The 24,554-nt window shown below is 28.2% G+C and carries 17 protein-coding genes; 5 read left to right on the plus strand and 12 right to left on the minus strand.

What is annotated here, in order from left to right; translation table 11 throughout:
* Positions 1–32: 32 nt before the first annotated feature.
* The 5 genes from C4S77_RS10270 to C4S77_RS10290 form a co-directional block, all read right to left on the minus strand.
* Positions 33–1,319: an MFS transporter gene (locus C4S77_RS10270; RefSeq protein ID WP_221405121.1), complete on the minus strand. Its 1,287-nt coding sequence runs from the start codon at positions 1,317–1,319 to the stop codon at positions 33–35.
* 21 nt (positions 1,320–1,340) lie between these two features.
* Entirely contained in the window at positions 1,341–3,599 is a 2,259-nt protein-coding gene (locus C4S77_RS10275; protein ID WP_221405119.1) for a TonB-dependent receptor, read from the minus strand.
* Positions 3,600–3,864: 265 nt separating this feature from the next.
* Positions 3,865–4,686, minus strand: a complete 822-nt coding sequence (locus C4S77_RS10280; RefSeq protein WP_221405120.1) for a histidine phosphatase family protein — start codon at positions 4,684–4,686, stop codon at positions 3,865–3,867.
* Positions 4,687–5,035: 349 nt separating this feature from the next.
* Positions 5,036–7,300: a TonB-dependent receptor gene (locus C4S77_RS10285; protein WP_146106100.1), complete on the minus strand. Its 2,265-nt coding sequence runs from the start codon at positions 7,298–7,300 to the stop codon at positions 5,036–5,038.
* 97 nt (positions 7,301–7,397) lie between these two features.
* Positions 7,398–9,722, minus strand: a complete 2,325-nt coding sequence (locus tag C4S77_RS10290; RefSeq protein ID WP_105247467.1) for a glycoside hydrolase family 3 protein — start codon at positions 9,720–9,722, stop codon at positions 7,398–7,400.
* 493 nt (positions 9,723–10,215) lie between these two features.
* On the opposite strand from C4S77_RS10290, the gene C4S77_RS10295 reads away from it, so the two are divergent.
* The 3 genes from C4S77_RS10295 (at position 10,216) to C4S77_RS10305 (ending at position 12,856) form a co-directional block, all read left to right on the plus strand.
* Entirely contained in the window at positions 10,216–10,941 is a 726-nt protein-coding gene (locus C4S77_RS10295; RefSeq protein WP_105247468.1) for an NUDIX hydrolase, read from the plus strand.
* Positions 10,942–11,081: 140 nt separating this feature from the next.
* Positions 11,082–11,939, plus strand: a complete 858-nt coding sequence (locus C4S77_RS10300; protein WP_105192735.1) for an N-acetylglucosamine kinase — start codon at positions 11,082–11,084, stop codon at positions 11,937–11,939.
* Positions 11,940–12,061: 122 nt separating this feature from the next.
* Positions 12,062–12,856 (plus strand): SDR family NAD(P)-dependent oxidoreductase, encoded by a 795-nt coding sequence (locus C4S77_RS10305; RefSeq protein ID WP_105247469.1) that lies wholly within the window; start codon positions 12,062–12,064, stop codon positions 12,854–12,856.
* 234 nt (positions 12,857–13,090) lie between these two features.
* On the opposite strand, the gene C4S77_RS10310 is transcribed toward C4S77_RS10305, so the two are convergent.
* The 6 genes from C4S77_RS10310 to dnaK form a co-directional block, all read right to left on the minus strand.
* Positions 13,091–13,588 (minus strand): Dps family protein, encoded by a 498-nt coding sequence (locus tag C4S77_RS10310; RefSeq protein WP_105247470.1) that lies wholly within the window; start codon positions 13,586–13,588, stop codon positions 13,091–13,093.
* A gap of 91 nt (positions 13,589–13,679) precedes the next feature.
* A complete protein-coding gene (locus C4S77_RS10315) occupies positions 13,680–14,093 on the minus strand; it encodes a DUF5856 family protein (protein WP_105192729.1) in 414 nt (137 codons plus the stop codon).
* A gap of 168 nt (positions 14,094–14,261) precedes the next feature.
* A complete protein-coding gene (pgi, locus tag C4S77_RS10320) occupies positions 14,262–15,914 on the minus strand; it encodes a glucose-6-phosphate isomerase (protein ID WP_105247471.1) in 1,653 nt (550 codons plus the stop codon).
* A 108-nt stretch (positions 15,915–16,022) separates the two neighbouring features.
* Positions 16,023–16,670 carry an outer membrane beta-barrel protein gene (locus C4S77_RS10325; protein ID WP_105247472.1) on the minus strand — a complete coding sequence of 216 codons (648 nt, stop codon included), beginning with the start codon at positions 16,668–16,670 and terminating at the stop codon, positions 16,023–16,025.
* A gap of 57 nt (positions 16,671–16,727) precedes the next feature.
* Complete coding sequence (locus tag C4S77_RS10330; RefSeq protein WP_105247473.1) at positions 16,728–17,339, minus strand: outer membrane beta-barrel protein; 612 nt, start codon at positions 17,337–17,339, stop codon at positions 16,728–16,730.
* Positions 17,340–17,864: 525 nt separating this feature from the next.
* Complete coding sequence (dnaK, locus tag C4S77_RS10335; RefSeq protein ID WP_105247474.1) at positions 17,865–19,778, minus strand: molecular chaperone DnaK; 1,914 nt, start codon at positions 19,776–19,778, stop codon at positions 17,865–17,867.
* A gap of 477 nt (positions 19,779–20,255) precedes the next feature.
* On the opposite strand from dnaK, the gene C4S77_RS10340 reads away from it, so the two are divergent.
* On the plus strand, positions 20,256–21,467 hold the full coding sequence (locus C4S77_RS10340) for a matrixin family metalloprotease (protein ID WP_105247475.1): 1,212 nt from the start codon (positions 20,256–20,258) through the stop codon (positions 21,465–21,467).
* A 70-nt stretch (positions 21,468–21,537) separates the two neighbouring features.
* On the opposite strand, the gene C4S77_RS10345 is transcribed toward C4S77_RS10340, so the two are convergent.
* Complete coding sequence (locus C4S77_RS10345) at positions 21,538–23,130, minus strand: peptide chain release factor 3 (RefSeq protein WP_105247476.1); 1,593 nt, start codon at positions 23,128–23,130, stop codon at positions 21,538–21,540.
* 299 nt (positions 23,131–23,429) lie between these two features.
* On the opposite strand from C4S77_RS10345, the gene C4S77_RS10350 reads away from it, so the two are divergent.
* A complete protein-coding gene (locus C4S77_RS10350) occupies positions 23,430–24,488 on the plus strand; it encodes a nucleoid-associated protein (RefSeq protein WP_105247477.1) in 1,059 nt (352 codons plus the stop codon).
* Positions 24,489–24,554 lie beyond the last annotated feature (66 nt).

The following is a 24,554-nucleotide window of genomic DNA, read 5'->3' on the forward strand; positions in this document are numbered from 1 at the left end:
GAAAACTTTAAAAATATATAATAAAAAATAAATTAATCTACAGGTATGTTTTTGTTTACATTTTTACTTCCAATTAATGCATAGTAAAGAATAAAAGCAAACTCTATTATAACTAGCCAAAAACTGGATAAAAATCCGGTTAAATCTGCAAAATAATTTTGAATTAGAGGCAATATTCCACCACCGCAAACCATCATCATAAATATACCAGAGGCTGCTGAAGTAAATTTTCCCAAGCCTTCTACGGCTAAATTAAAAATTCCGCCCCACATAACAGAGGTACACAAACCACACAATATAAAAAATACTATAGTAATAGGTAATTTTGCAAATCCTAACGATATATCTGATTTAAACACAGGCATACTCACTGTAGTAGAAATAGGGCTAATAATAGCTAATAGTATAAATATTAACCCTAATGAAGAGGTAAACGTTAACATTGCTTTACTAGATACGCGGGCTCCTAAAGAAGCTCCAATTAAACGCCCTATTAACATTAAAAACCAATAGGTTCCAACTACTGTGCCTGCTATTGTTGTATCAATACCTAAACCTCCTTTATCTGTATCTGAGGTCATATACAAATTTGCTGTATTGGGAATTCCTACTTCTATTCCAACATAAATAAATATAGCTATTACTCCTAAACAAAAATGTCTAAAAGAGAATGCACTGTATTTACTTTTAACTTTTTCTTTTTTATCTAAATATGGTTCTGGTATTTTTACAAATAATAATACTAAAAATGCCAAAATAAAAATTCCCATAGCTAAGAATAGTGCAGGGTTTGCTTCTTTTATTGTTGCTCTCGAAGCATTACCAATTAAATAGCCTACCAATACAGGTACAATTGTAGCTCCTATAGAATTTATAGATCCTCCAAGTTGCAGCAATATATTTCCTTTTTTACCTCCTCCACCTAAAGTATTTAACATAGGATTTACCACAGTATTGAGCATACACATAGAAAAACCGGAAACAAAGGCACCGGTTAAATAGGTAGCAAAACTTTCCATTCCACCAGACAAATATTGAATTCCTACTCCTAAAAATCCTATAATAATAGCAAGTAAAGCTGTTTTCTTATATCCAATTTTTTGTAAGAGAATTCCTGCAGGAATCCCCATAAATGCATATGCTATAAAGTTAGCTGCATTTCCTAACTGAGACATAAAATTTGAAGCCCCAAATTGATTTTTTACAATTATACCCATTGGATTTTGTAAACCAGTTACAAAAGAAATCATAAAAAATAGGGCAAACATCATTATTATAGGCAACGTATAATTTTTTTCTTTACTAGTCATATTTTGTATTTTTTAAATTATTTTTTTTTATTAAAAAGTATATTTGAGACTAAACTCAACAGTAAATGGACGTATATAAGTTCCGGAAAGTATTGTTCCTTCTTTCTTTTTTGCCTGTTCAGAAGTTAATATTAAATCTGCATCTCCCATATCACCTTTTGCTCCTCTTTGATTTAGTAAATTTATAACGGTAGATGAAAAACTTAAATTTTTATTTATCATATATTCTAGTCCTGCAAAGGTTTCCCAACGACTTGCAAAATATATTGTATTAGGTCTATTGGCATATTGTTTACTAAAATATCTTGCGCTGGCCCATACTTTAAGATCTTTCCATACATAACTAGGATCAATTTCTAATAAAACTTTTGATATTCCAGTCACATATTTATCTGTGAAATCATATTTTGCGATGGAACCATCAGTAAAATTAACTTGTCCAACAAAATTTTTATACTTAGGACTTTGTAAAGTTAGTAAAAAATGTAACTCGAAATTTTTTATAGGTTTTGATATTATATCAGTAGTCCAACCTATTGTTCGAATATCATAATTAGTCGTTTCTCTTTTAACTTCACCAGGATTATTAGGATTGGAAAAATTAACAGTAGAACGATATTCATTACGGGTAATATAAGTTGCTTTAGATACTATACTTGCAATAGGATGATTGAAATATATTCCTAACCCGGCACTTGGTATTTTGGATTTTTTTATGTTAGGATCTACACCTATATTATAGTTTTCCAAATGACCTGCCTGTTCATTATAATTTAAATCACCTAATAATCCAAAATTATCTGTTATTTTATAAATCGCATTTAACATGTAGGATTGGTTAACCCAATCTTTATTTATTTTGGTTTTAGGTCCTGTTAATGTCAGATATCCTAAATTTCTGTCTTGGTAGTCTCCTCTTAGGGTCTGATATTCTATTCTTCCACCCAAATTTATTTCTAGTTTTTCTATTAATGACCATTTATCCAAAATATATAAAGCGAATTTGTTTTCATTTCCGTTATGATATTCTAATCCTTGATTTAAATTAAAATCTCCATTGGCATTTGCATTTCCTGCAACTTGTCTTAATTTTCTTGGATTGGGTGCTACTTCCTGAAAATACATTGCAGATTCTGTAGCATACTTATCAATATCATAATGCCATTCGTTTAAACCTACTTTCCAATCATGTTTTCCTGTTTTTTTGCCTAATTCTACAGTCCCCATTAAGGATTTTATTGGTGTTCTTCTAGTTGCTAATATTAACACCCCTTGAACATTATTTCCCGTATAGGCTTCTCCTGTATCTGCATAAACATATTCTCCTGGTTTTACAGAAGAAACTCCCGCCATAATAGGAATATAGACTCCGGCTTTTGCAGAATGATAACGAACTATGTAATTGAGATGTAACCCACTATCAAATTTATTATTTCCTATTACATCAATTGTATGAGATTCTGTTCCGTAATCTTTTAATACATCTCTTTCTACCATATTCCCCGTAAAAGCATCCATTAAAGTTATTTTTCCAGATTTTTCATAATATGATTTTCTTCCTATTTTAAATCCGGGGATTTCACTTACATCTCCGTCTTTTCCATAGATAAAAGGACTATATGTATAAGCTAAATTTTCCACATTAACATATTTGTATAATACTGATACAGAACCTATTCCACCAGTATATTTATAATCTTGTGTTAATGCTGCTTTATATAATTGAGCTTTATCGGAATAATATCTGTCTATTTCTGAAGGCTTAAAAGTACCGGGATCAAAGCTTAAATAAACACCTGCTGAATATTTAAGTCCTTTTTTATTAATGGGACCACTTATGTTTCCCCCTTCTCTCATTAATCCAAAATGATTTGATTCCAAATTAATTTTTCCCTGAAGTTTTTCAGTTCCTAAATTATCATAAGAATTTAACGAAAATCCAACATCCCCTATATTTATAGATGTCTGACCTAAATCATAAAGTCCTGAACGATTTATGGTAACGTCGGATCTCCATGCTTTTGTAGGCAGCTCCGGCCAAAAATGATACACTACAGGCAAGCCATTTTCAAGAATGGTTGTTCCTCCCACAGAAGCAGGCAAGCCTATATTAACATCTCTTGGTCCTGTACTATTAGCTGCATTTAACATTACGTTTCTATCATTTTTCTGATCTATATCGACTTTAATTGAATCTTTTATTTTTTTATTTTGACTATATATTTCACTAGTACTTATTAAAAATACGATTGAAAATGGAATTAGAATTTTAAAATTTTTATTTTTCATTTTTATCTATATTTATTAACTATTATTTCTAATATTACAATTGGCTTCTTTTAAATAAATGTATTTTTTTAATGAATTAAAATCCTACCTCTTATTATATATTATATTACAGTATATTCTTTATAAAAGAAAACTTGGAAAAAGTCTATTTTTTAAATATTTAATATAACAGTGGACCGTTATAAAAGCTGAAATAACTTAATTTTTTATTATTTTTCACTCTATTATTTCTTATATAAAAATAAATTTCATGCATTAGATTAGTTCATTTCTTTTTTTCTGATATTTGTTTTCCCTTTTCTACATAACTCATATCTCCAAAAGATTCTATAGTAAATTTTCCGTTTTTATAAATTACTTTACATACTGCTGCATTTCCCATATGTGTACCTGATATATTTTTCCCATTACTGTCTAGATCTGAGAGGAAAACACTTATAGACATTCCGTGTCCTACTATCAATACATTTCCTCCTCCTGAAGCGGCTTCATTTTCAGCTATTTGACGAATCGCTTTCTGTCCTCTAGCTTTAACATCGTCGTAATTTTCTCCAATTCCAAGTGTTTCCAATGTTTTAAAAGTTGCCATTGCATTTTTTAAAACATCTGGATTTTTATTCATATCGGTAAAAAGCTCTTTTGAAGATTTATAATGTAAGTATAATGCTGCATCTCCCCACATTTTTGAATTAAGGTCTCCTTCATAACTTCCAAAATTAGTTTCTCTAATTTGAGGCACTTCTACTATTTTCAAGTCAGATTGTCCTTTTGTATCTAAAACAATTCTGGCAGTTTGACGTGCACGTCCTAAATCACTAGAATAAGCAGATTTAAAATTTACTTCTTTTATTCCCATTCCTAAAAATTCTGCAACTTGTACTCCTTCAGGAGTCAAAGGAGTGTCTGCCCATCCCTGTACTCTATCCATAGTGTTAAGAATGGTTTTCCCATGTCTGGTAATGTATAAAATTACTGTATTGTCCTTTTTAGATGTCAGTTTATTCTGTCCCAGAATCTGCTGACTAATCAACCCCATTAACAGGATAAAAGCTATACACTTACATTTTAATAACATAGATTTCATCATTTATTTCAATTTTTTATTTTTTTTTACATTAAAATTCAGATAACAATAATTACCAAATACTTTTCTTATATTTTTATGTTTTATAATTTTCATAAACATTTATATATTAAACTGTAGAGTAATTTTATCTTGTAATTCAAAATTTTCTTATTCTGAAGGTGAAAAAACATTATTAATTTTTTAATTTGTTTTTTAGTAGATTTCTCCTTTCGTTTTATTTTTAATATTCAATCTAGTTAATTTTATTTTCTTTTTTTATTTCGTATTTGTTTATAAAAAAATAATAAACTTCAAGTTTAATAAAACATACAAATAAGTTGATGTAATATCATTTTAAATATTATTAATGTTAAAACTTAAATTTAGTTTTAAATTCCAGCGTAAACGGACGAATGTAGGTACCTGCAACCGGTTTGTTATAGTACGGTGTAGGATCTATTGCCGTATTGGTTCCTGAAATTGATCCCTGAGCACCACTTTGGTTTAATAAATTAACTGCACTAATTCCAAAACTTACATTTTTGCTGTATTTATAATCTATTCCAGCAAAGGTTTCCCAACGTCCTGCAAAATATAATGAATTGGTATAATTAGCATATTCTTTACTAAAATAACGAGCACTAGCCCAAAACTTAAATTTTTTCCATTCATAGCTTGGATCCAGTTCTATAATTGTTTTAGAAACACTTCTTGCAATGTTGCCATCATAATCATAATTTATCCCGTAAACTTCAAATTTATAGTTTTTATACTCCGGGTTTTGAAGTGTTAACAACATATGAAATTGAAAATTTTTTAAGGGAGTAAATAATGCATCTGTTGTCCATCCAATTGTTTTTACATCGTAACTTATTGTTTTTTTCATATAATCCGAAGGGTCCTTAGGATTAGTAAATGTTGAGTTATTTGTAAAATTACTACGTTGTATATAAGTTACTTTTGAAACTACTCTCACTAAAGAATGGTTAAAATATACTCCCATAGATGCACCGGGTATTTTAGATTTTTTAATACCAGGATCATCTGCTCCTGCATAACTACTAAGTTTCCCCCCTAATTCGGTATAGGTTATATCTCCTTGTATTCCAAATGATGGAATTATTTTCCATAAACCTTTCGCTATAAATGTTTTGTTTATCCAATCTTTTTTTACATTTGTTTTATTTCCAGATACCCAATTGATTCCTGCTTCCTTTCTATCTTCATCTGTATACCATTTTCCATTTACATTTTGCCATTCTAATCTAGCTCCTCCTTCTACTTCTACTTTTTCAGAAGGATTCCATTTCTCTGTTACATATAAAGCCATTTTATTTTCACTGCCTGTATAATATTGCATAGCCCCGTTATGGTTATATCCTCCGTATATATCTGACCCCTTTCTTGGAGACCAAATTCCCGTTACAGGATCATAAGTTTCCTGAATTAATCGAGTCGGATTGGGAGCAACTTCATGATAAAAAGAATAGGTTGCAGTATTAGAATTGTGAACATGATAATACCATTCGTCAAAACCAATATTCCAATGATGTTTGTCCGTTTTTTTACTTAGTTCCACACGAGTCATATAGGTATTAGTAGGTATTCTAGGGGTATAAAGCATTAATACAGATTGTACTTTTCCATTATATATATTATCTGTTCCTACATAGCGATAACGTGTTTTCCCATCTATGGGATTACTTATTGATGAATAATATGGATTATAATTTCCTGATTCTGCATGTTGATATCTCAAAATATAATCTAACTTCATTCCATTATCTAGACTATTTTTTCCAAAAATATCTATAATATGATTTTCTGCTCCTGAACCTTTCATTGCATCTTTAGTTACATATTCTCCTGTAAGCGGATTCACATAATGAACTACTCCTGATTTTTCCAGATATGAATCTCTTCCTAATTTGAATCCTTCTACAGCATCTACTTTTCCATTAGATCGATAATAGTATGGATTTTGTTTAGTAGAAACGGATTCAGAACTTGCAAATTTGTATTGTATCCCGATTTCTCCTTTTCCTTCATTATATTTTTTATTGATTATTGCTTTGTAAATCTGAGTTTTATCAAGAAATTGGGAAAATGCTGCATTAAATGTTCCCGGATCCATATTGGCAAAGGCACTTATTGAATAGTAGAACCCATTTTTCATTGGTCCACTGACATTAAAACTCCCTCTTAATAATCCATAAGAATTAGTAGTAAAGGCTCCTGAACCTTGTAATTTTTCTGTTCCTTTATTAGTATAAGTACTTACTGATACTCCAATATCTCCGATAGTAATTGCTGTCTTTGCTACATCTTGCACCTCCATACGATCAAAACTAGAGTCTGATCTCCAAGCATTTACAGGCATTTGCCCCATAAAATCAAAAACTACCGGAAGCCCATTTTCTAAAATCGTCGTTCCTCCTACACTTGCGGGAAGTCCTATATTAACATTTCTTGGTCCATTATCTGCTGAGGCATTTAACATTACTGATGAATTCTGTTCTTTCTTCGAATCTACCTTTACTTTAATACTATCTGTCTTATTGTTCTGGGCATAAGCAATATTTATTATAGAAAACGTAACAGCAAAGACACTTATAGTTTTCACAGTATTATTCATAATTTATTTTATTTTTATGGTTTTAGTTTGATTTTTTATTAATTTTTTATCATATATCTAAATTGTGTAAATACTACAACTAAATATTAGACTATATTTATTTTTTTATTCCATATTTAACGGTTCTTTCATCTCTTATAACTCCTTTCCAATTCAATCCGTAACCAAAATTATAGACATTTCCTTCACTATCTTGATGGCATTCCATATCGAAAGGAACATCTTCTTTCTGTTCTTCCACAGTAGACATATTTGCTGGCATTTGTAAAGGTAAAAGCCCTGATGGCTCAAATTTTCCTGAAATAATATCTAATATTGCTTGTTCGCCTATACCAAATCGACCTATAATACCTTCTACTTGATTTTCAAATTCATTAAATACCATGGGGCGATTAATATTTACCACGACTATTACGGGTTTATCTCCCATTTGATTTTTAGTACTTAAAATTGTTGACAAATCTGAAGCATTGGAAACATTAACGGTTTTTCCTTTATATGATCGATCTTTAATGGAAGGATCTATAACGGGATCTCCTGCAGCTATACTATGACTGCGAGCATCTATGGCTGTATAGCTATTATACTGTAAAGAAATGGGCACATAACCGTTACCACCTCTTTTGCGGTCATTAATATCATATCCTCCTCCATCATTATTACTGTAAGGGCTCGATACGAAGACTATTGAAAAATCCGCTTTTTCAGGAAAATCAGTTACATTATAATATTTTTTAACCAATTCCAAGTCTATTGGATAGTCTAAGCTTGGTCTCGACCAATTTCCCCACCAATCTTTAGTTGAAGGATAGTAATTTTTTGGAATAAATACAGTTTTTCTTTTTTTTATAGGTAATACTTTTCCTTTATTTTTTAATAGTACTATAGATTTTATCTGTGCCTCATATCCCGCTTGCATAAATTCTGGATTTCCAACTATTTTAGCACTTTCTTGCGGATCTAAATATGGGTTTTCAAATAATCCTAACCGAAAAATATTTTTTAAAAGTCTAACTGCTGATTGTTCAAATCTTTTCCTCATATAAGATTTTCCATGTTCTTTAACACCCATTTTATAAGCTTTGAGTACAGGTTCTATAACATTATTTCCTCCAAATTGATCCATACCTGCCATTAAAGCAATATAATGTCTTTCAGCTATGGTTTTATTCTCAACTCCCCAGGGTTTTCCCTGAAATTCATCAGGAGTTTTACCTTCATTTGTAGTAATCATCCAATCTGTACATAAAACTCCATCATAACCAAATTTTTCTCTTAATAAATCATTAATAATATATTTATTAAATCCATTCGCATAGTTGCTCTTATCTTTAGATTGATTATAGGAAATTGTATAATATGGCATAACGGCTGACGCTTTAGAAGTTTTACCATCTAGTTTAAATGCTCCTTCAGTAAAAGGTCTTAAGTGCATATCAAAATTATTTCCCGGATAAACAGCAAATTTTCCAAAAGCCCAATGTGCATCTCTCCCCCCTTCTTCTGGACCTCCACTAGGCCAATGTTTAACCATAGCATTTACACTTTTATATCCCCATCCGTCAGAAATTTCATCTTTGCCTGTAGATGTTTGAAATCCATCAATATAAGCTCTTGCCATATCGGCTGATAATTCGGGACTTTCGCCGAACGTCATATAAATCCTATACCATCGTGGTTCTGTACCTAAATCTATTTGGGGGGACAATGCAGTCGTTATTCCTAAAGCTCGATATTCTTGTGATGCTATATTACCAAACTTACGTATAAGAGATGGATCAAACGTAGCAGCAAGTCCTAAACCATCGGGCCAAATGGAAATTTCGCCTCCTGAACCTGCATTAAATTCTGTTTTTGTATTACCTGTAGCTTGTCCGGAATTTCTGGGATCTGAACTTGTATTTCCAGGAATACCTAAACCTATTCCTTCAACAAAAGCCTGCATTTGATTATTCCAGCGTGCAGCAATTTCCGGACTTTGTACTGAGGTTATTAAAATATGTCTTAAATTATCTTTCTTTAAAAAAATTTTTTGTTCATCTGATAGTATCCATGGTTTTACTCCACTTTCTGTAAAAGGTTTTCCATTATATTTACCAGATCCGAATCCTTTATCATTTAAGGGAATCGCCTGATGTTTACTATAAAGCATTAATCCTGCAATTTGTTCAAGAGACATTTTTTGTGCTAAATCATTTGCTCTTTCATCTACTGATAGTCTCCAATCTTCATATTTATCTAGTTTTCCATTTTTATTAAGGTCTTTAAACTTCTTGCCTTCAATGGTCAAAATTTTTACTCCAGAAGTAGGAGAATATCCTAAAGTTACACCATTATCATTTTGAATTGTAACAAAATCAGTTTGTTGTGCATTAGCTTCGAAAATAATTAAAATTGCAATTGAGATTAAAATTTTTTTCATAGATCAATATACTTAATTAGAAGTTTTTTTATTTATTATACACACATAAGCCCATATAGACACATATATGCGTCATATTGACTCTAAAGATAATTTAAATTTTTTTGTTTGGCTATATTTATCCTAATTCAATTACAAACAAGTAAAAAAAACAATAATTAATGCATTGAAATTAAATAATTTATATTAATAGGTTCTGACTAATATCATATAAAAAAATAGCTATTATTTAATAAGAAATCACAAAATTTAACAAAATCTACTCTTTAAACTTGTAACAAAAAAACACATAAACGTCATTTTACGTGCTATTGCATATTTTTTTATAACTAAACAGTATATATTATTTTAATTTTATATAATAATTATATTTAATAAAATAATATTATGGAATTATTACAATTACATTATATTAATAAATATAAATAAAAAAAATAAGTATTTTTGTTGATAATATTCAATATTAAATTTATATTTTTTTTTAGAAAAAGTCATGAATCATTTTTTTGAAAGTAAACATTTACTTTTAAACTCTAAAGATAAATTTTTACCGAATATCTTACTAAACAATGTAATATTCGGTTATTATGAAGGAAAAATCAAAATCTTGCTTAAAAAATTAATGATTTATGATAAGTGGATGCTTCCAGAAGGTTTTATTTATAAAACTGAATCAGTTGAAGAAGCAGCTTACCGCGCTTTAAAAGAAAATATTGGAATAGACAATATTTTATTAACTCAGTTCCATGTTTTTGGAGAAATCAATAGACTTTATTCTAAAGTAGATAAAAATATATTAAATCAACGGTATGTAAGTATTGGCTATTATGCTTTTGTAAATTATTCAAAAGTTAAAATGTTTTGTAATGAAAAGGAAGAAATACGGTGGTTTGATATAAATAAACTACCAAAATTATATGGAGATCATAACAAAATAATTAATACTGCAATTTTTGAAATATGTAAATATATAAATCATATTCCTATTGGTTATGAATTACTTCCTGAAAAATTTACGATGAGTGAATTAAGACTTATTTATGAGGCATTTTTAGGAGAAAATTTAGACCGAAGAAATTTTCAAAGAAAAATGTTATCTATGGGATTTATTAATAAATTGAATGAAAAAAGTGAAAAAAGAGGAATAAAACCTACAATTTTGTACTCATTCAAGAAAGATAAATACATGAAATGTTTAATGCAATTTTTAAAATTATAATATTTAAACTTTATTATAAAAAATAACTTTTAATATTATATATAAAATAAAATTTTAAAATATAAATCACATTTTTTTATTTTATTCCCAGTTATTATTTTGTATTTTTGAACTCATAACTAAATACAAAAAATAAAAATATGATTCTATTAGCAGATTCTGGAGCTACTAAAGCTGATTGGGTTGCAATTGATAGTCAGGGAAACCGTTTATTTTCTTCACAAACAAATGGTTTAAGTCCTGAGGCTATAGATAAAGAAGAAATGTTAAAACGGCTAAATGAACGTTTTGATATAGTTCAAAATAAAACAAAAGTTTCCAAAGTATTTTTTTATGGAGCTGGTTGTGGTACGGAAAATATGAAAAATATTGTACGCAGTACATTAAAAAAATTCTTTTCAAAAGCTGAAGAAATCATTGTGGAGGAAGATACTTATGGCGCTGTATATGCAACAACTCCTCCTAATAGTAAGGCTATCGTTTGTATATTAGGTACCGGTTCTAATTGTAGCTATTATGACGGCGAAAAGCTCAATCAAAAAGTTTTATCTTTGGGCTACCTTTTAATGGATGACTGTAGTGGAAATAAATTAGGGGCTGATTTAATACGTGCATATAATTTTAAAATACTTCCTGAAGAATTATCTAAAAAATTAGAGCAAGAATATAATATGGATGCTGACTACATTAAAGTTAATTTATATAAAAAACCAAATCCAAATGCCTATTTAGCTACATTTGCAAAATTTATCATAGAAAACAAAGATCATGAATTTATCCAAAAAATAGTCAATAAACAAATACAAACTTTTATTGATTATTATATTAAACAATATGATAATTGTAAAGAAGTTCCTATCAATTTCAATGGCTCGATTGGTTTTTATCTTAAAGACGAATTAGAACAAAAACTTTCTGAAAATGATTTAAAAATAGGTATTGCACTTAGACGACCTATAGATGGACTCATTGACTATATAATTAAATATAAGATATAAATTTATTTTTTATTAATTTTATGATCTTAAGTTATATTAAACATATAGCTTAAGGTCATTTTATTTTTTATACTTCAATTATCAAATTAATATTTTAATTTTGTTAATATTAATTTTTGTGGATGTCTAAAAGTATAATTATAACAGGCTCATCTTCTGGCGTAGGATTAGCTTTAGGTAATTTTTTTCAAGCAAAGGGATATTTAGTTTACGGTCTAAGCCGTTCTCTACCTAGTAATACCAATTTTAAAACTATAGTTACTGACATTACTATAAAATCCGAAGTTAAAAAAGCAATTTGTCAAATTGAAAAAGAAACTGATTCTATTGATTTATTAATTAATAATGCAGCAAGGGGAATGGTTGGGGCTATTGAAGATGCTAGAGAAGAAGAAATAACAGATTTATTTAATCTAAATTTAATATCTGTTATAAATATGATTTCCGAAGTATTACCGATAATGAGAAAGAATAATACTGGGAAAATTATAAATATATCTTCAATTGGAAGCAAAATCGGATTGCCTTTCAGAGGAATATATTCTGCTTCTAAATCTTCTTTAGATATTGTTACAGAAGCTTTGAGATATGAACTAAATAATACGAATATTCAAGCATGTACCGTAAATTTAGGTGATGTTAAAACAAATATTGCTGATAGTAGAATTAAAAGCAATGTCTCCACACCTTATGAAATTATATTTAAAAAAGTTTATGAAGGTATAAATCAAGATGTAAATAATGGCTTTGATCCTAAAATTTTAGCTCCTTTTTTAGAAAAATTATTAATTCAAAAATCTAAATTAAAACCTCATTATTATTTTGGTTCAAATATTCAAAAACTTTCTTTATTTATACAAAAAGTACTTCCTCAAAAATGGTTTGAAAAAATAATTACTAAATATTCCGGCATGTAATTCTGTAATTATAACTTTTTATATAAAAAAGTTATTTCATTTAAATTTTAAACAAAATAAAATTATTACAATTAATTTATGAAAATAAATATTCTTTAAAACTTATAAGAACTCAATATTACTAGTTTTTGGCAAGATATCTATAAAAAGTCAAATACTATTTTATCTGGTTATAAAATAAAAAAACCTCACAATATTAGAGGTTTTTTTAATATGAAATTATTTTACTTATTATTATTTAGCTGTCGCGCGAAGCATCCATGCCATAGTTTCATGTTGCTCCATTACTCCTGTAAGAAAATCACTAGTTCCTTCATCTTTATATTTGTCTGCGATAGGAATTAACTCAGAACGTATAATACGAATAATGGTTTCGTGATCATCACATAATTCTAAAAGCATAGTTTTAGCATCTCCTACTTCTTCTCCGTCATGTTCTAATAGATCAGCAACAGCACTAAATTGTTTAAAAGAACCTAATGCATAATGTCCTAATTTTCTTATTCTTTCAGCTATATCATCAATGACCTCAGCTAATTCTTTATATTGATCTTCAAATAAGGTATGCAATGATCTGAAATGTACTCCTTCAACATTCCAATGAAATTTTCTGGTTTTAGTATATAAAAAGTATTCATTAGCTAATAACCTATTTAAATTATCGGAAACGAATTGCCTGTTTTCTTTACTTATTCCTATATTTACTTCACTATGTTTTATTTTGGTTGCCATATTATTATATTTATTTTTAACAGTATTCGATTTATACTCTCATAAAACTCTTTAATATTAAATTATGAAGTATTTTAAATTGAAATAAAAATTATTGTAATCTTTTTAGACGATATAATAATTGTTGTATGGCTTCTTGATAATCATCAAAAATTGATAAGGAATAATCATCTGAAAAAAGTTCTCTTCCATCTTGCAATAACAAATAAAAATTTTCACAGTGTTTTACAATATCTTTAGGAGTTGAAGTTTGTTTAATAGTTATATCTATAGTGCCAAACTGAGCGTAAGATGTTTCTACTATACGATCAATAATTCCAAGTACAGAATCTATTGCTTCATCTAATGCAATATGTGCTGCATAACTACCTTTTCCTGTTACATGCCAGTGATATAGTTTTAATGAACTATTATAAGAAAATAATTCTCCAAAAAACTTACCTAATTTTTTATTTTTTTCTAAATCATTATAGGTACTCTTTACTTCGTTTTGTTCTTTAATCATGACTTTTTTTTTAAATTGTTTATAATATACTTATAAATGAACAAATTTCATACCTAAAATAAAATAAAAAAATTATATTTAAATATAGACTTATAATTTTTAACTATAACCTAAATTCATTTGATATTAAAATTATTATATGTATAAAGCTAAACTAAAATCTATTTATTAATCTTTCATATCTTTATATGCGTTGATTAATCCGTTGGTAGAAGAATCATGTGATGATATATATTTTTCATCCATTAATTCAGGTAATACTTTATTAGCCAATTGTTTTCCTAATTCAACACCCCATTGATCAAAACTAAAAATATTCCAAATAACACCTTGTACAAATATTTTATGTTCATAAAGGGCAATTAATTCACCCAATAATTTAGGGGTCAATATTTTATATAAAAAAGAATTAGTCGGGCGATTTCCTTCAAATATTTTATAGTTTTTTAATTTTTGGATTTCTTCTTCAGTCTTTCCTTGTTCTTTTAATTCAGCTATTACCTGTTCTTCATTTTTTCCAAAAGCTAGAGCTTCAGTTTGTGCGAAAAAATTTGATATTAATTTAACATGATGATCTGAAACTTTATTTAATGTATTAGCCCCAGCAAAAAAATCGCAAGGAATCAATTTTTTTCCTTGATGTATTAATTGATAAAATGCATGTTGACCGTTAGTGCCGGGTTCTCCCCATATTATGGGACCTGTTTGATAATTTACTTTTTGTCTATTTCTATCAATATATTTCCCATTAGATTCCATATCTCCTTGTTGGAAATAGGCAGCAAAACGGTGTAAATATTGCTCATAAGGAAGTAATGATACACTTTCTGCTCTAAAAAAATTATTGTACCAAATTCCTAATAATGCTAAAATTACCGGAATATTTTCCTTAAAATCTGAATGTCTAAAATGTAAATCTGCTTCAAATCCTCCTTCTAATAATTGAGTAAAATTATCGTAGCCTATTCCTAAACAAATACTTAACCCAACTGCTGACCAAAGAGAATACCTGCCTCCTACCCAATCCCAAAACACGAACATATTTCTTTCATCTATTCCAAAATTTTTAACTGCTTCCTGATTTGTAGATAATGCAACAAAATGTTTAGCAACTTCTAATTCGGACTTAGCTGATTTTAAAAACCAATCTTTTGCTGTATGTGCATTAGTCATGGTTTCCTGAGTGGTAAAGGTTTTAGAGGCTACAATAAACAGTGTGGTTTCAGGATTAAGCTGCTTCAATGTTTCTACAATATGAGTTCCATCAATATTAGATACAAAATGAAGATTTAATCTGGTCTTATAATATTTTAAGCCCTCTACTACCATTAAAGGTCCTAAATCCGATCCACCAATTCCTATGTTAACTACATCTGTAATCTTTTTGCCAGAATATCCTTTCCATTGTCCTGAAATTACAGATTCGGAAAATTTTTCCATTTGAGCTAAAACTTTATTGATTTTTGGCATTACATCTTCCCCATCTACATATACTGGTGTATTTTTACGATTTCTTAATGCTGTATGCAGAACTGCTCTGTTTTCTGTTTCATTGATTTTATCTCCCGTAAATAATTTTTCTATAGCATCTTTTACTTTGGTTTCTTCTGCTAGTTTTAATAATAAATCCAAAGTTTTATCTTCTATTCTGTTTTTGGAATAATCAAATACAATATCATTAAAGTGTATAGAATACTTTTTGAATCTTTGTGGGTCTTCTTTAAACCATTGTCGTAAATGTTTGTTTTGTATTTGTTTATAATGTTCTTCTAATAACTTCCATGCTTGAGTTTCAGTAGGATTAATTTTTGGTAATGACATTTTTATTTTTTTTTAGCTAAACAAAGTTACTTATTTATCTTGTTTTATCAAATAAAAAAAACCTTTGAATTATCAAAGGTTTTTTTCAATATTTTAAATATTTGTTTTTTAAAAACTAAATTTTTTGGTAACTCCAACTTTGATGGATTTACCAAAATTAAAATCAAAATCTTTGGATTTAGAGTAGTTTTTATAATCACTTGCTATATTGGTTTTTGTATCATTCCATTCAACTCCTCCAAATGAAACATTTAATCCAAAATTGTTTTTAAAATTTATAAACAAAGCAGGAACAAAATCTATATAATATCCATATACTCTTTTTCTTTCAGATGGAGTATCAGAAGTTAACCCAGTAGAATAATCTCTTTCTGTAACATCCGATCTAGTTTGTTGATAACCTGCACCTAAATCTCCGTAAATTCCAAATGTTTCACTAAAGGGATGATAATAACGTACAAACCCTCCCACTTTTGTAGTGTAATCTTTAGTTTTATTTTTAACTGTAACTAATGAAGCATCTGTTGTTTTTTCTGAAGATTCACTATAGCTCAAGCTTGTTTTTGCTCCTACAAACCAATTATCAGCTACTTCATAGGCTATAATAGGAGAAAAAGTATATTTATTGGCTTTATCATTATCAAAACCATTAACTCTTTTATAACTGAAATCTGTTCCCAAAAGAATAGAATTCTTCTGAGCATTAACAGACATCACCCCTAAAAGAGCAAAGGTTGCTAGTATTATTTTTTTCATTGTAAATCTTTTTAATTAAAAATTTCGTTTAGATTCTTTTGTTAATAAATTTTGATATTATAACGCAAAGTTTTTAGAAATACCAATATTAAATGCATTACCAAAAGTTACATCCACACCATTTGATTTACTGTCTGATTTCTTTTCTTTTAAATGATTATATTCTATTCCTCCAATGCTGAAATTTAATCCAAAATTGTTTTTAAAGTTGATAAATAATGCGGGTTTAAAACCTATATAAAAACCATCTGCTTTTTGTTCATAATTCACAGACGCATTCTCATATTTACCTTTAGTTTTAGTTTCTTGCCATCCAGCTCCTAAATCGCCATAAATAGCAAAAGTTTCACTTAAAGGCTGTGTGTAACGTATAAAACCACCAATTTTTGTAGTTTTTAAGTCACCACTAGTTAAGAATAACTTATCAAGTTGATTTTTGTCTAAGTCTGATTTTTGAAAGGAAACTTGGGCTGCGATCGTAAAATGATCTGAAAACTGATAACCTAAGTATGGAGACCAATCATAAGAATCTACTTTATCTTTTGATCCTCCAGTCTTGTTTTCAGTATGGCTGTAACCTACATTACCTCCTAATAGAATACTGTTTTTTTGAGCATTCATAGTTGTTAATCCAAAAACTACTGCTGCTAACAATACTAACTTTTTCATAATTTTCTCTTTTTATAAAATAATTTAATTCTAAAAATTTAAATAACTAATCCCTTTTGTTTTATTTAATTAAAAAAGGGTACAAATTTAATTTACTATTAGTTTTGTTAATACTATCATAAATATCGTGCCAAAAATTAACACTTTTTTACAGGTTAATAAGTTTATATTTAGTATTTTTATTTATAATTTATTAAAATACTAATTAAAAAAACTAATAATACTTTTGTTTCTTCTATTTCAATTTAAAAATTATTTTTATAAACTTATTACATTTTTACTTATTTCTTAATAAAAATGTAAACCTTGTTTATAATAAAACTTGATATAAAAAATTAAATTTAAATTTTGTTTACTTATAAAATATAAATTTTAATAATTTATAATATTAAAATCTAATCAAATATTTTTAAGCTTTGCAAAAGTAATAAAAAAAATCAATATAATATACTATATATAAAAAATAAAAAGCAATTTGAATATTATGATTATCCAAACTGCTTTTTTATTATAATAAATTTACATTTATTTTACTTCTTCAAAGTCAACATCCTCTACATTATCACCTCCCGGATTAGCACCAGCAGCTCCTTGTTCTCCTCCTGCCTGAGCTCCTGCATCTGCTGTACCTCCGGCTTGACCTGTTTTATATAAATCTTCTGAAGCGGAAGCCCAAACAGTATTGATTTTTTCCATTGCGGCTTCAATAGCTGGTATATCTTTACTTTCATGAGCTTTTTTCAATTCTCCTAAAGCATCTTCTATCGGTTGTTTTTTATCTGCAGGTAATTTATCTCCAAATTCTTTTAATTGTTTTTCTGTTTGGAAAATCATTCCATCTGCTGCATTTAATTTTTCTACTTCTTCTTTTCTTTTTTTATCTGCTTCAGCATTTGCTTCTGCTTCTTTCTTCATTTTTTCAATCTCTGCTTCACTTAATCCTGAAGAAGCTTGTATTTTAATGGATTGTTCTTTACCTGTTCCTTTATCTTTAGCTGATACGCTTAAAATTCCGTTAGCATCTATGTCAAACGTTACTTCAATTTGAGGAACACCTCTTGGTGCAGGTGGTATATCAACTAAATCGAATTTACCAATTTCTTTATTGTCGTTAAACATAGGTCTTTCTCCTTGTCCTACCCTAATAGTAACAGCCGGTTGATTATCTGCTGCAGTAGAAAAAGTTTCAGATTTTTTTGTAGGAATAGTAGTATTGGCTTCTATTAATTTTGTAAATACTCCTCCATAAGTTTCTATTCCTAAAGAAAGTGGAGTAACATCTAATAATAATACATCTTTTACATCTCCTGTTAAAACTCCTCCTTGAATTGCAGCTCCTATGGCCACAACTTCATCTGGATTTACTCCTTTAGAAGGTTTTTTTCCGAAGAATTTTTCAACTTCTTCTTGAATAATAGGAATACGTGTTGAACCTCCTACTAATAAAACTTCATCTATATCTGAAGTTTTTAATCCTGCATCTTCAAGTGCTTTTTTACAAGGCTCCATAGATCTTTTAACTAAATCTGCTGCCAATTGTTCAAATTTAGCTCTTGTTAAGGTTTGTACTAAATGTTTTGGTCCTGAAGCGGTTGCTGTAATGTATGGTAAATTAATTTCTGTTTGTGTAGAAGAAGAAAGTTCTACTTTTGCTTTTTCTGCAGCTTCTTTTAATCTTTGTAATGCTATAGGATCTGCTTTTAAATCTACTCCTTCAGCTGATTTAAATTCATCTGCTAACCAATTAATAATAACATCATCAAAATCATCCCCTCCTAAATGTGTATCTCCATTAGTAGATAATACTTCAAATACACCATCTCCTAAATCCAGAATTGAAATATCAAAAGTACCTCCTCCTAAATCATATACAGCAACTTTTTGATCTTTATGTGCTTTATCTAAACCATAAGCTAAAGCAGCTGCTGTAGGTTCATTAATAATTCTTTCTACCTTTAAACCAGCTATTTCTCCTGCTTCTTTAGTAGCTTGCCTTTGAGCATCATTGAAATAAGCAGGAACAGTTATTACAGCTCTACTAACTGTTTCTCCAAGGAAATCTTCAGCTGTTTTTTTCATTTTTTGAAGAATCATAGCGGAAATTTCCTGAGGAGTATATAATCTTCCATTAATATCTACTCTTGGAGTGTCTGAATCTCCTTTTACTACTTTATAAGGGACTCTTGAAACTTCATTTGCATCTGAAGAAAATTTAGTACCCATAAATCTTTTTATGGAATAAACTGTATTATGAGGATTAGTTACTGCTTGCCTTTTAGCCGGATCTCCTACTTTAATTTCTCCATCTTCCATAAAAGCCACTACTGAAGGGGTGGTTCTTTTTCCTTCAGCGTTGGTTACAACTGTAGGGTCACTACCTTCCATCACTGCCACACAAGAGTTTGTTGTTCCTAAATCAATACCTATAATTTTGCTCATATTTATATTTTTTTTCTTAATACTAATTTTAAATGTTTAAAAATTTTGTTTATATTATTTTCAATGATTATGCCACGAAATATTTTATTAGATTTTGTCATATTTATTTTAAAATAAAGTGACATATTGTCAAATCCAATTATTCAAAGTGATATTAATCTAACTCTAGTCAATAGAAAAAAAAATTATACCTGTTTATTTTAAATATAGAAACAACAACAGTTCACTTAAGCTCACTATGCTATTTATTTACCTTCTAACATGTATATAATTTTAATATACTAAATATGAGTAATCTTTATTTATTTATCATTTTAAAAATATAAATCTATTTTACAATGTATAAATCATACAATAATAAAAACACAGCCATAAATATATGTAAAAGATATAAAATTTAACAATAAAATAACTATTAAATATAATTATACCAATTTAATTAATTACATTTGTAAAATAACCAAATAAAATTTATATATGAAAAATTACATTTACTTACTATTTATCTTTTCTTCATTTCTTTTATTATCATGTAACAATGAAGATTCATTAAGCCCTGATATTACACCTAGTAAAGGATTGAATACGAAAGAAAATTTTTGTCTTGATGCTTATTTACCTGAAGAGGTTGACTCCATTTATACGGGAATCACTACAAATGCAGCTTTACTTAAATCTAAAAAATGGAATAATGGCCAGATAATTAAAATTAAATTTTTAAATGGAACTCCTTTTTTACAAAGTAAAGTAAAACAATTTGCTGAAGAATGGCTAAAATATGCTAATTTGAAATTCCAATATGTAGATTCTAATCAAAATGCAGATATAAGAATAAATTTTGATAATAGTGGAGGTTCCTGGTCCTACTTAGGTACAGATTGTAATCGAATTAGTCACAATCAACCATCCATGAATTTTGGCTGGTTTACAAATTTTACTTCGGATACAGAATTTTCAAGAGTAATTATTCATGAATTTGGACATGCTTTAGGTCTTATTCATGAACATCAAAGTCCTGCTTCAAATATACAATGGAACAAGTCTAAAGTATATGAATATTATGGTGGAGCTCCTAATTACTGGAATCATGATGAAGTAGATAACAATATTTTTTATAAATATAGTTCTACAGTCACTAATTATTCTGCTTTTGACAGTAAATCAATTATGCTTTACTCTTTTCCATCATCTTTTACTTTAAATGGTTGGTCAAGTGGATGGAATACGGTTTTATCTCAAACTGATAAAAATTTTATAGCTAAAGAATATCCTGGTAAAACAATAATAAAAACAAATAATCTTTATAGATATAATATTAATGGTCAACATTTTTATACTTCCAATTATGCTGAATTAGGTAATAATTACTATGAAAGTATCTTAGGTAAAATTTATAGTTCTCAAATTTCTAATACTTATCCTATTTATAGGTACTTTAATACTATCAATGGTGACCGTTTGTCTACCTTAAATTGGAATGAATTAAGAAATGGTGGACAAGATGGCTGGAAATATGAAGGAATAAGTGGTTATGCTTATAATATACAACAACCTAATACTATTCCCATTTATCGCTATTTTAAAAGTACAAATAAACCTGATCATTTTTTCACTACTAGTAACATTGAAGTTTCTGGTGGAAAATTTGGATATAAATATGAAGGTATAGCTTTTTATGTTTTAAGATAAAAGTATGTATTTATTATAAAAAAGAGAGCTATTAATTAATAGCTCTCTTTTTTATATTATTCTAATATAATTAAAACTCATTGGTAAAATGTAGCTTTACTGATGGATATTTTTCCTGAGTCATAGTAATACTAAAAGCAGAATCTGCTAAAAACACTAATTGTCCAAATTTATCTTTTGCTAAAAATTTTTGTTTTACTCTTTTGAATTCTAAAAATTCGGGAGATTTTTCATCTTCAGCTTCTACCCAACAAGCCTTGTGAACATTGCTTGTTTCATAACTACATTTGGCAGAATATTCATGTTCTAAACGATATTGAATTACTTCAAATTGCAGAGCACCTACTGTTCCTATAATTTTACGATTATTTATTTCCAAAGTAAATAGTTGAGCTACGCCTTCATCCATTAATTGATCTATTCCTTTTGCCAACTGTTTAGCTTTCATAGGATCTTCATTATTTATATATCTGAAATGCTCGGGTGAAAAAGAAGGTATTCCTTTAAAGTTTAATTTTTCACCTTCCGTTAACGTGTCTCCAATTCTAAAATTTCCAGTATCATGTAATCCAACAATATCTCCAGGAAAACTTTCTTCTACTACTTCTTTTTTATCAGCAAAAAAAGCTGCTGGGCTACTAAACTTTAATATTTTATTTTGTCTAACATGTAAATAATTTGTATTTCTTTTGAAAGTGCCTGAAACCACTTTTACAAAAGCTAATCTATCTCTATGTTTAGGATCCATATTGGCATGTATTTTAAATACAAATCCGGTAAACGATTTTTCCTCGGGCTTTACTAATCTTATATCACTCATCTTTGGTAAAGGATTAGGTGCTATTTCTACAAAGGCATCTAATAATTCCTGTACACCAAAATTATTTAATGCTGAACCAAAAAATACAGGTTGTAAAGTTCCTTCTAAATATTCTTCCTTAGAAAATTCAGGATATACTGAGGCTATCAACTCTTGCTCTGCTCTTAATGCTTCTGAGGCTTGACCACCTATTAGAGTTTCTAATTCAGTGTTATATATATCATCAATATTTATGCTATCTCCTACTTTTTGTTTTTTTTCTTCTGTAAAAAATTTAAGTTTATTTTCCCACATGTTATAAATACCCTGAAAATCCAGTCCCATTCCTATAGGCCAAGAAAGAGGTGTTACTCTTAATTTTAGTTTCTGTTCTACTTCATCTAGTAAATCAAAAGCATCTTTTCCCTCTCTGTCTAATTTATTTATAAAAACTAACATAGGAATATTCCTCATTCTACAAACTTCAACTAATTTCTCGGTCTGTTCTTCTACTCCTTTTGCTACATCTATTACTACAATAACTGAATCTACAGCAGTTAAAGTTCTATAAGTATCCTCAGCAAAGTCTTTGTGCCCAGGTGTATCCAAAATATTTATTTTTTTGCCTTTATATTCAAAAGCTAATACTGAAGTAGCAACAGATATCCCTCTTTGTCTTTCAATTTCCATAAAATCTGAAGTTGCTCCTTTTTTAATTTTATTGCTTTTTACTGCTCCTGCTTCTTGAATTGCTCCCCCAAAAAGCAAAAGTTTTTCTGTAAGTGTAGTCTTTCCCGCATCAGGATGGGAAATAATACCAAAGGTTTTTCGTCTTCCTATTTCTTTTTCTAAATGAGTACTCATATTGTATCTAACTTAATATCGAAAAATGATTACAAATATAGGATATTTTAATGCATACTTATTTTTGCTTATGTATTTGTTTCATTTATATATAGTTAATAAAATAATTTTAATTTATCTATAATTATTTTTACAAGTATAAAATGAAAAACATTTTTTATTTATATGATTAATTTATTGTTGTATCAATTATAAAAAAAGTAAATTTATTTTATCAAAATAATGAATCTTTTTTTATGAATGATATTTATTTTTATTGAAAAATTATACTTTTGCTTTTTCAATTCTTATTCTGAATCATGAATATTAATCTAAAAAATGCTATCATAACTCAACTTACATTACAGTCTGTAGGAAATAAGTTAAGGGAAGAAAAAAATATATATGCGGGGGATCTGTTTCATTTAACGGAAAGAGAAGAAGAAGACCTTCAACCTTTTTTTATGTCTGCATTTAAAAAAAGTTCAGAATATTATAAATTTACTCATTATACACAAGATGTAAATTTTAATGTTTTATATTCATTATGTAAAGATATATTTGAAGAAAAGTCTGATTTCGTCTCATTTTCAGATAGGGTTTTAGATCATTTATTTGAACGATCAAACCATCCTCAAATAAAAGCCGGAGAAATTTTCATTGCTTTGTTAGAGGAGATTGATATAGGGCTGGAATCTAAAATTAAGGGAATTGGTATTTTTAAACTAGAAAATAAAAATAAATTTCTTCGATTTAAACATACAGATATTGTTGAATGTGCTATACAAAAAGGATATAGACTGGAATCTACTATAGATAAAGGTTGTTTAATACTCAATACTTTAAAGGAAGACGGATATTGTGTTTTAGTTCATGATGACACTCTGATTGAATCTGAATACTGGAAAAAATCATTTCTGGATGTAGAGTATATTAAAGATAATGCTTACCAGACAAAAAATTACATTAATTTACTTTCCAATTTTTCTCAAGAAATAATTTTTGAAGAAAAGGGTAAAAAAATTCAAACAGAATTTATTGGCAATTGTTTACAAATTTTCAATTCTAATGAAACTATATCTGAAGATTTATTAGAAAAAGAATTATTGGAAAATTATGATATGGTAGATGAATTTAAATCCTATAAAAAAGATTATGCAGAAAATTCTAATATTCAATTTTCAGAAATTTTCGATGTTTCTACCTTAGCTTTAAATAGGGAAAAGAAAAAAATAAAAGCAGAAATAAAGCTAGATACACATATACAAATTAAACTAGATATTAATAAACCAGAAAGTTCTGAAGATTTTTTGGAACAGGGATATGATGAAGAAAGAAAAATGTTTTATTATAAAATTTATTATAATAATGAACTTTAAAATCTTTATTAGTTATAATATTTTCAATTTATTCTTTTTTTTATAACTAAAATTATTTTATTCATA

It is taken from the genome of Apibacter adventoris (assembly GCF_002964975.1).
Classification (GTDB): Bacteria; Bacteroidota; Bacteroidia; order Flavobacteriales; family Weeksellaceae; genus Apibacter; species Apibacter adventoris.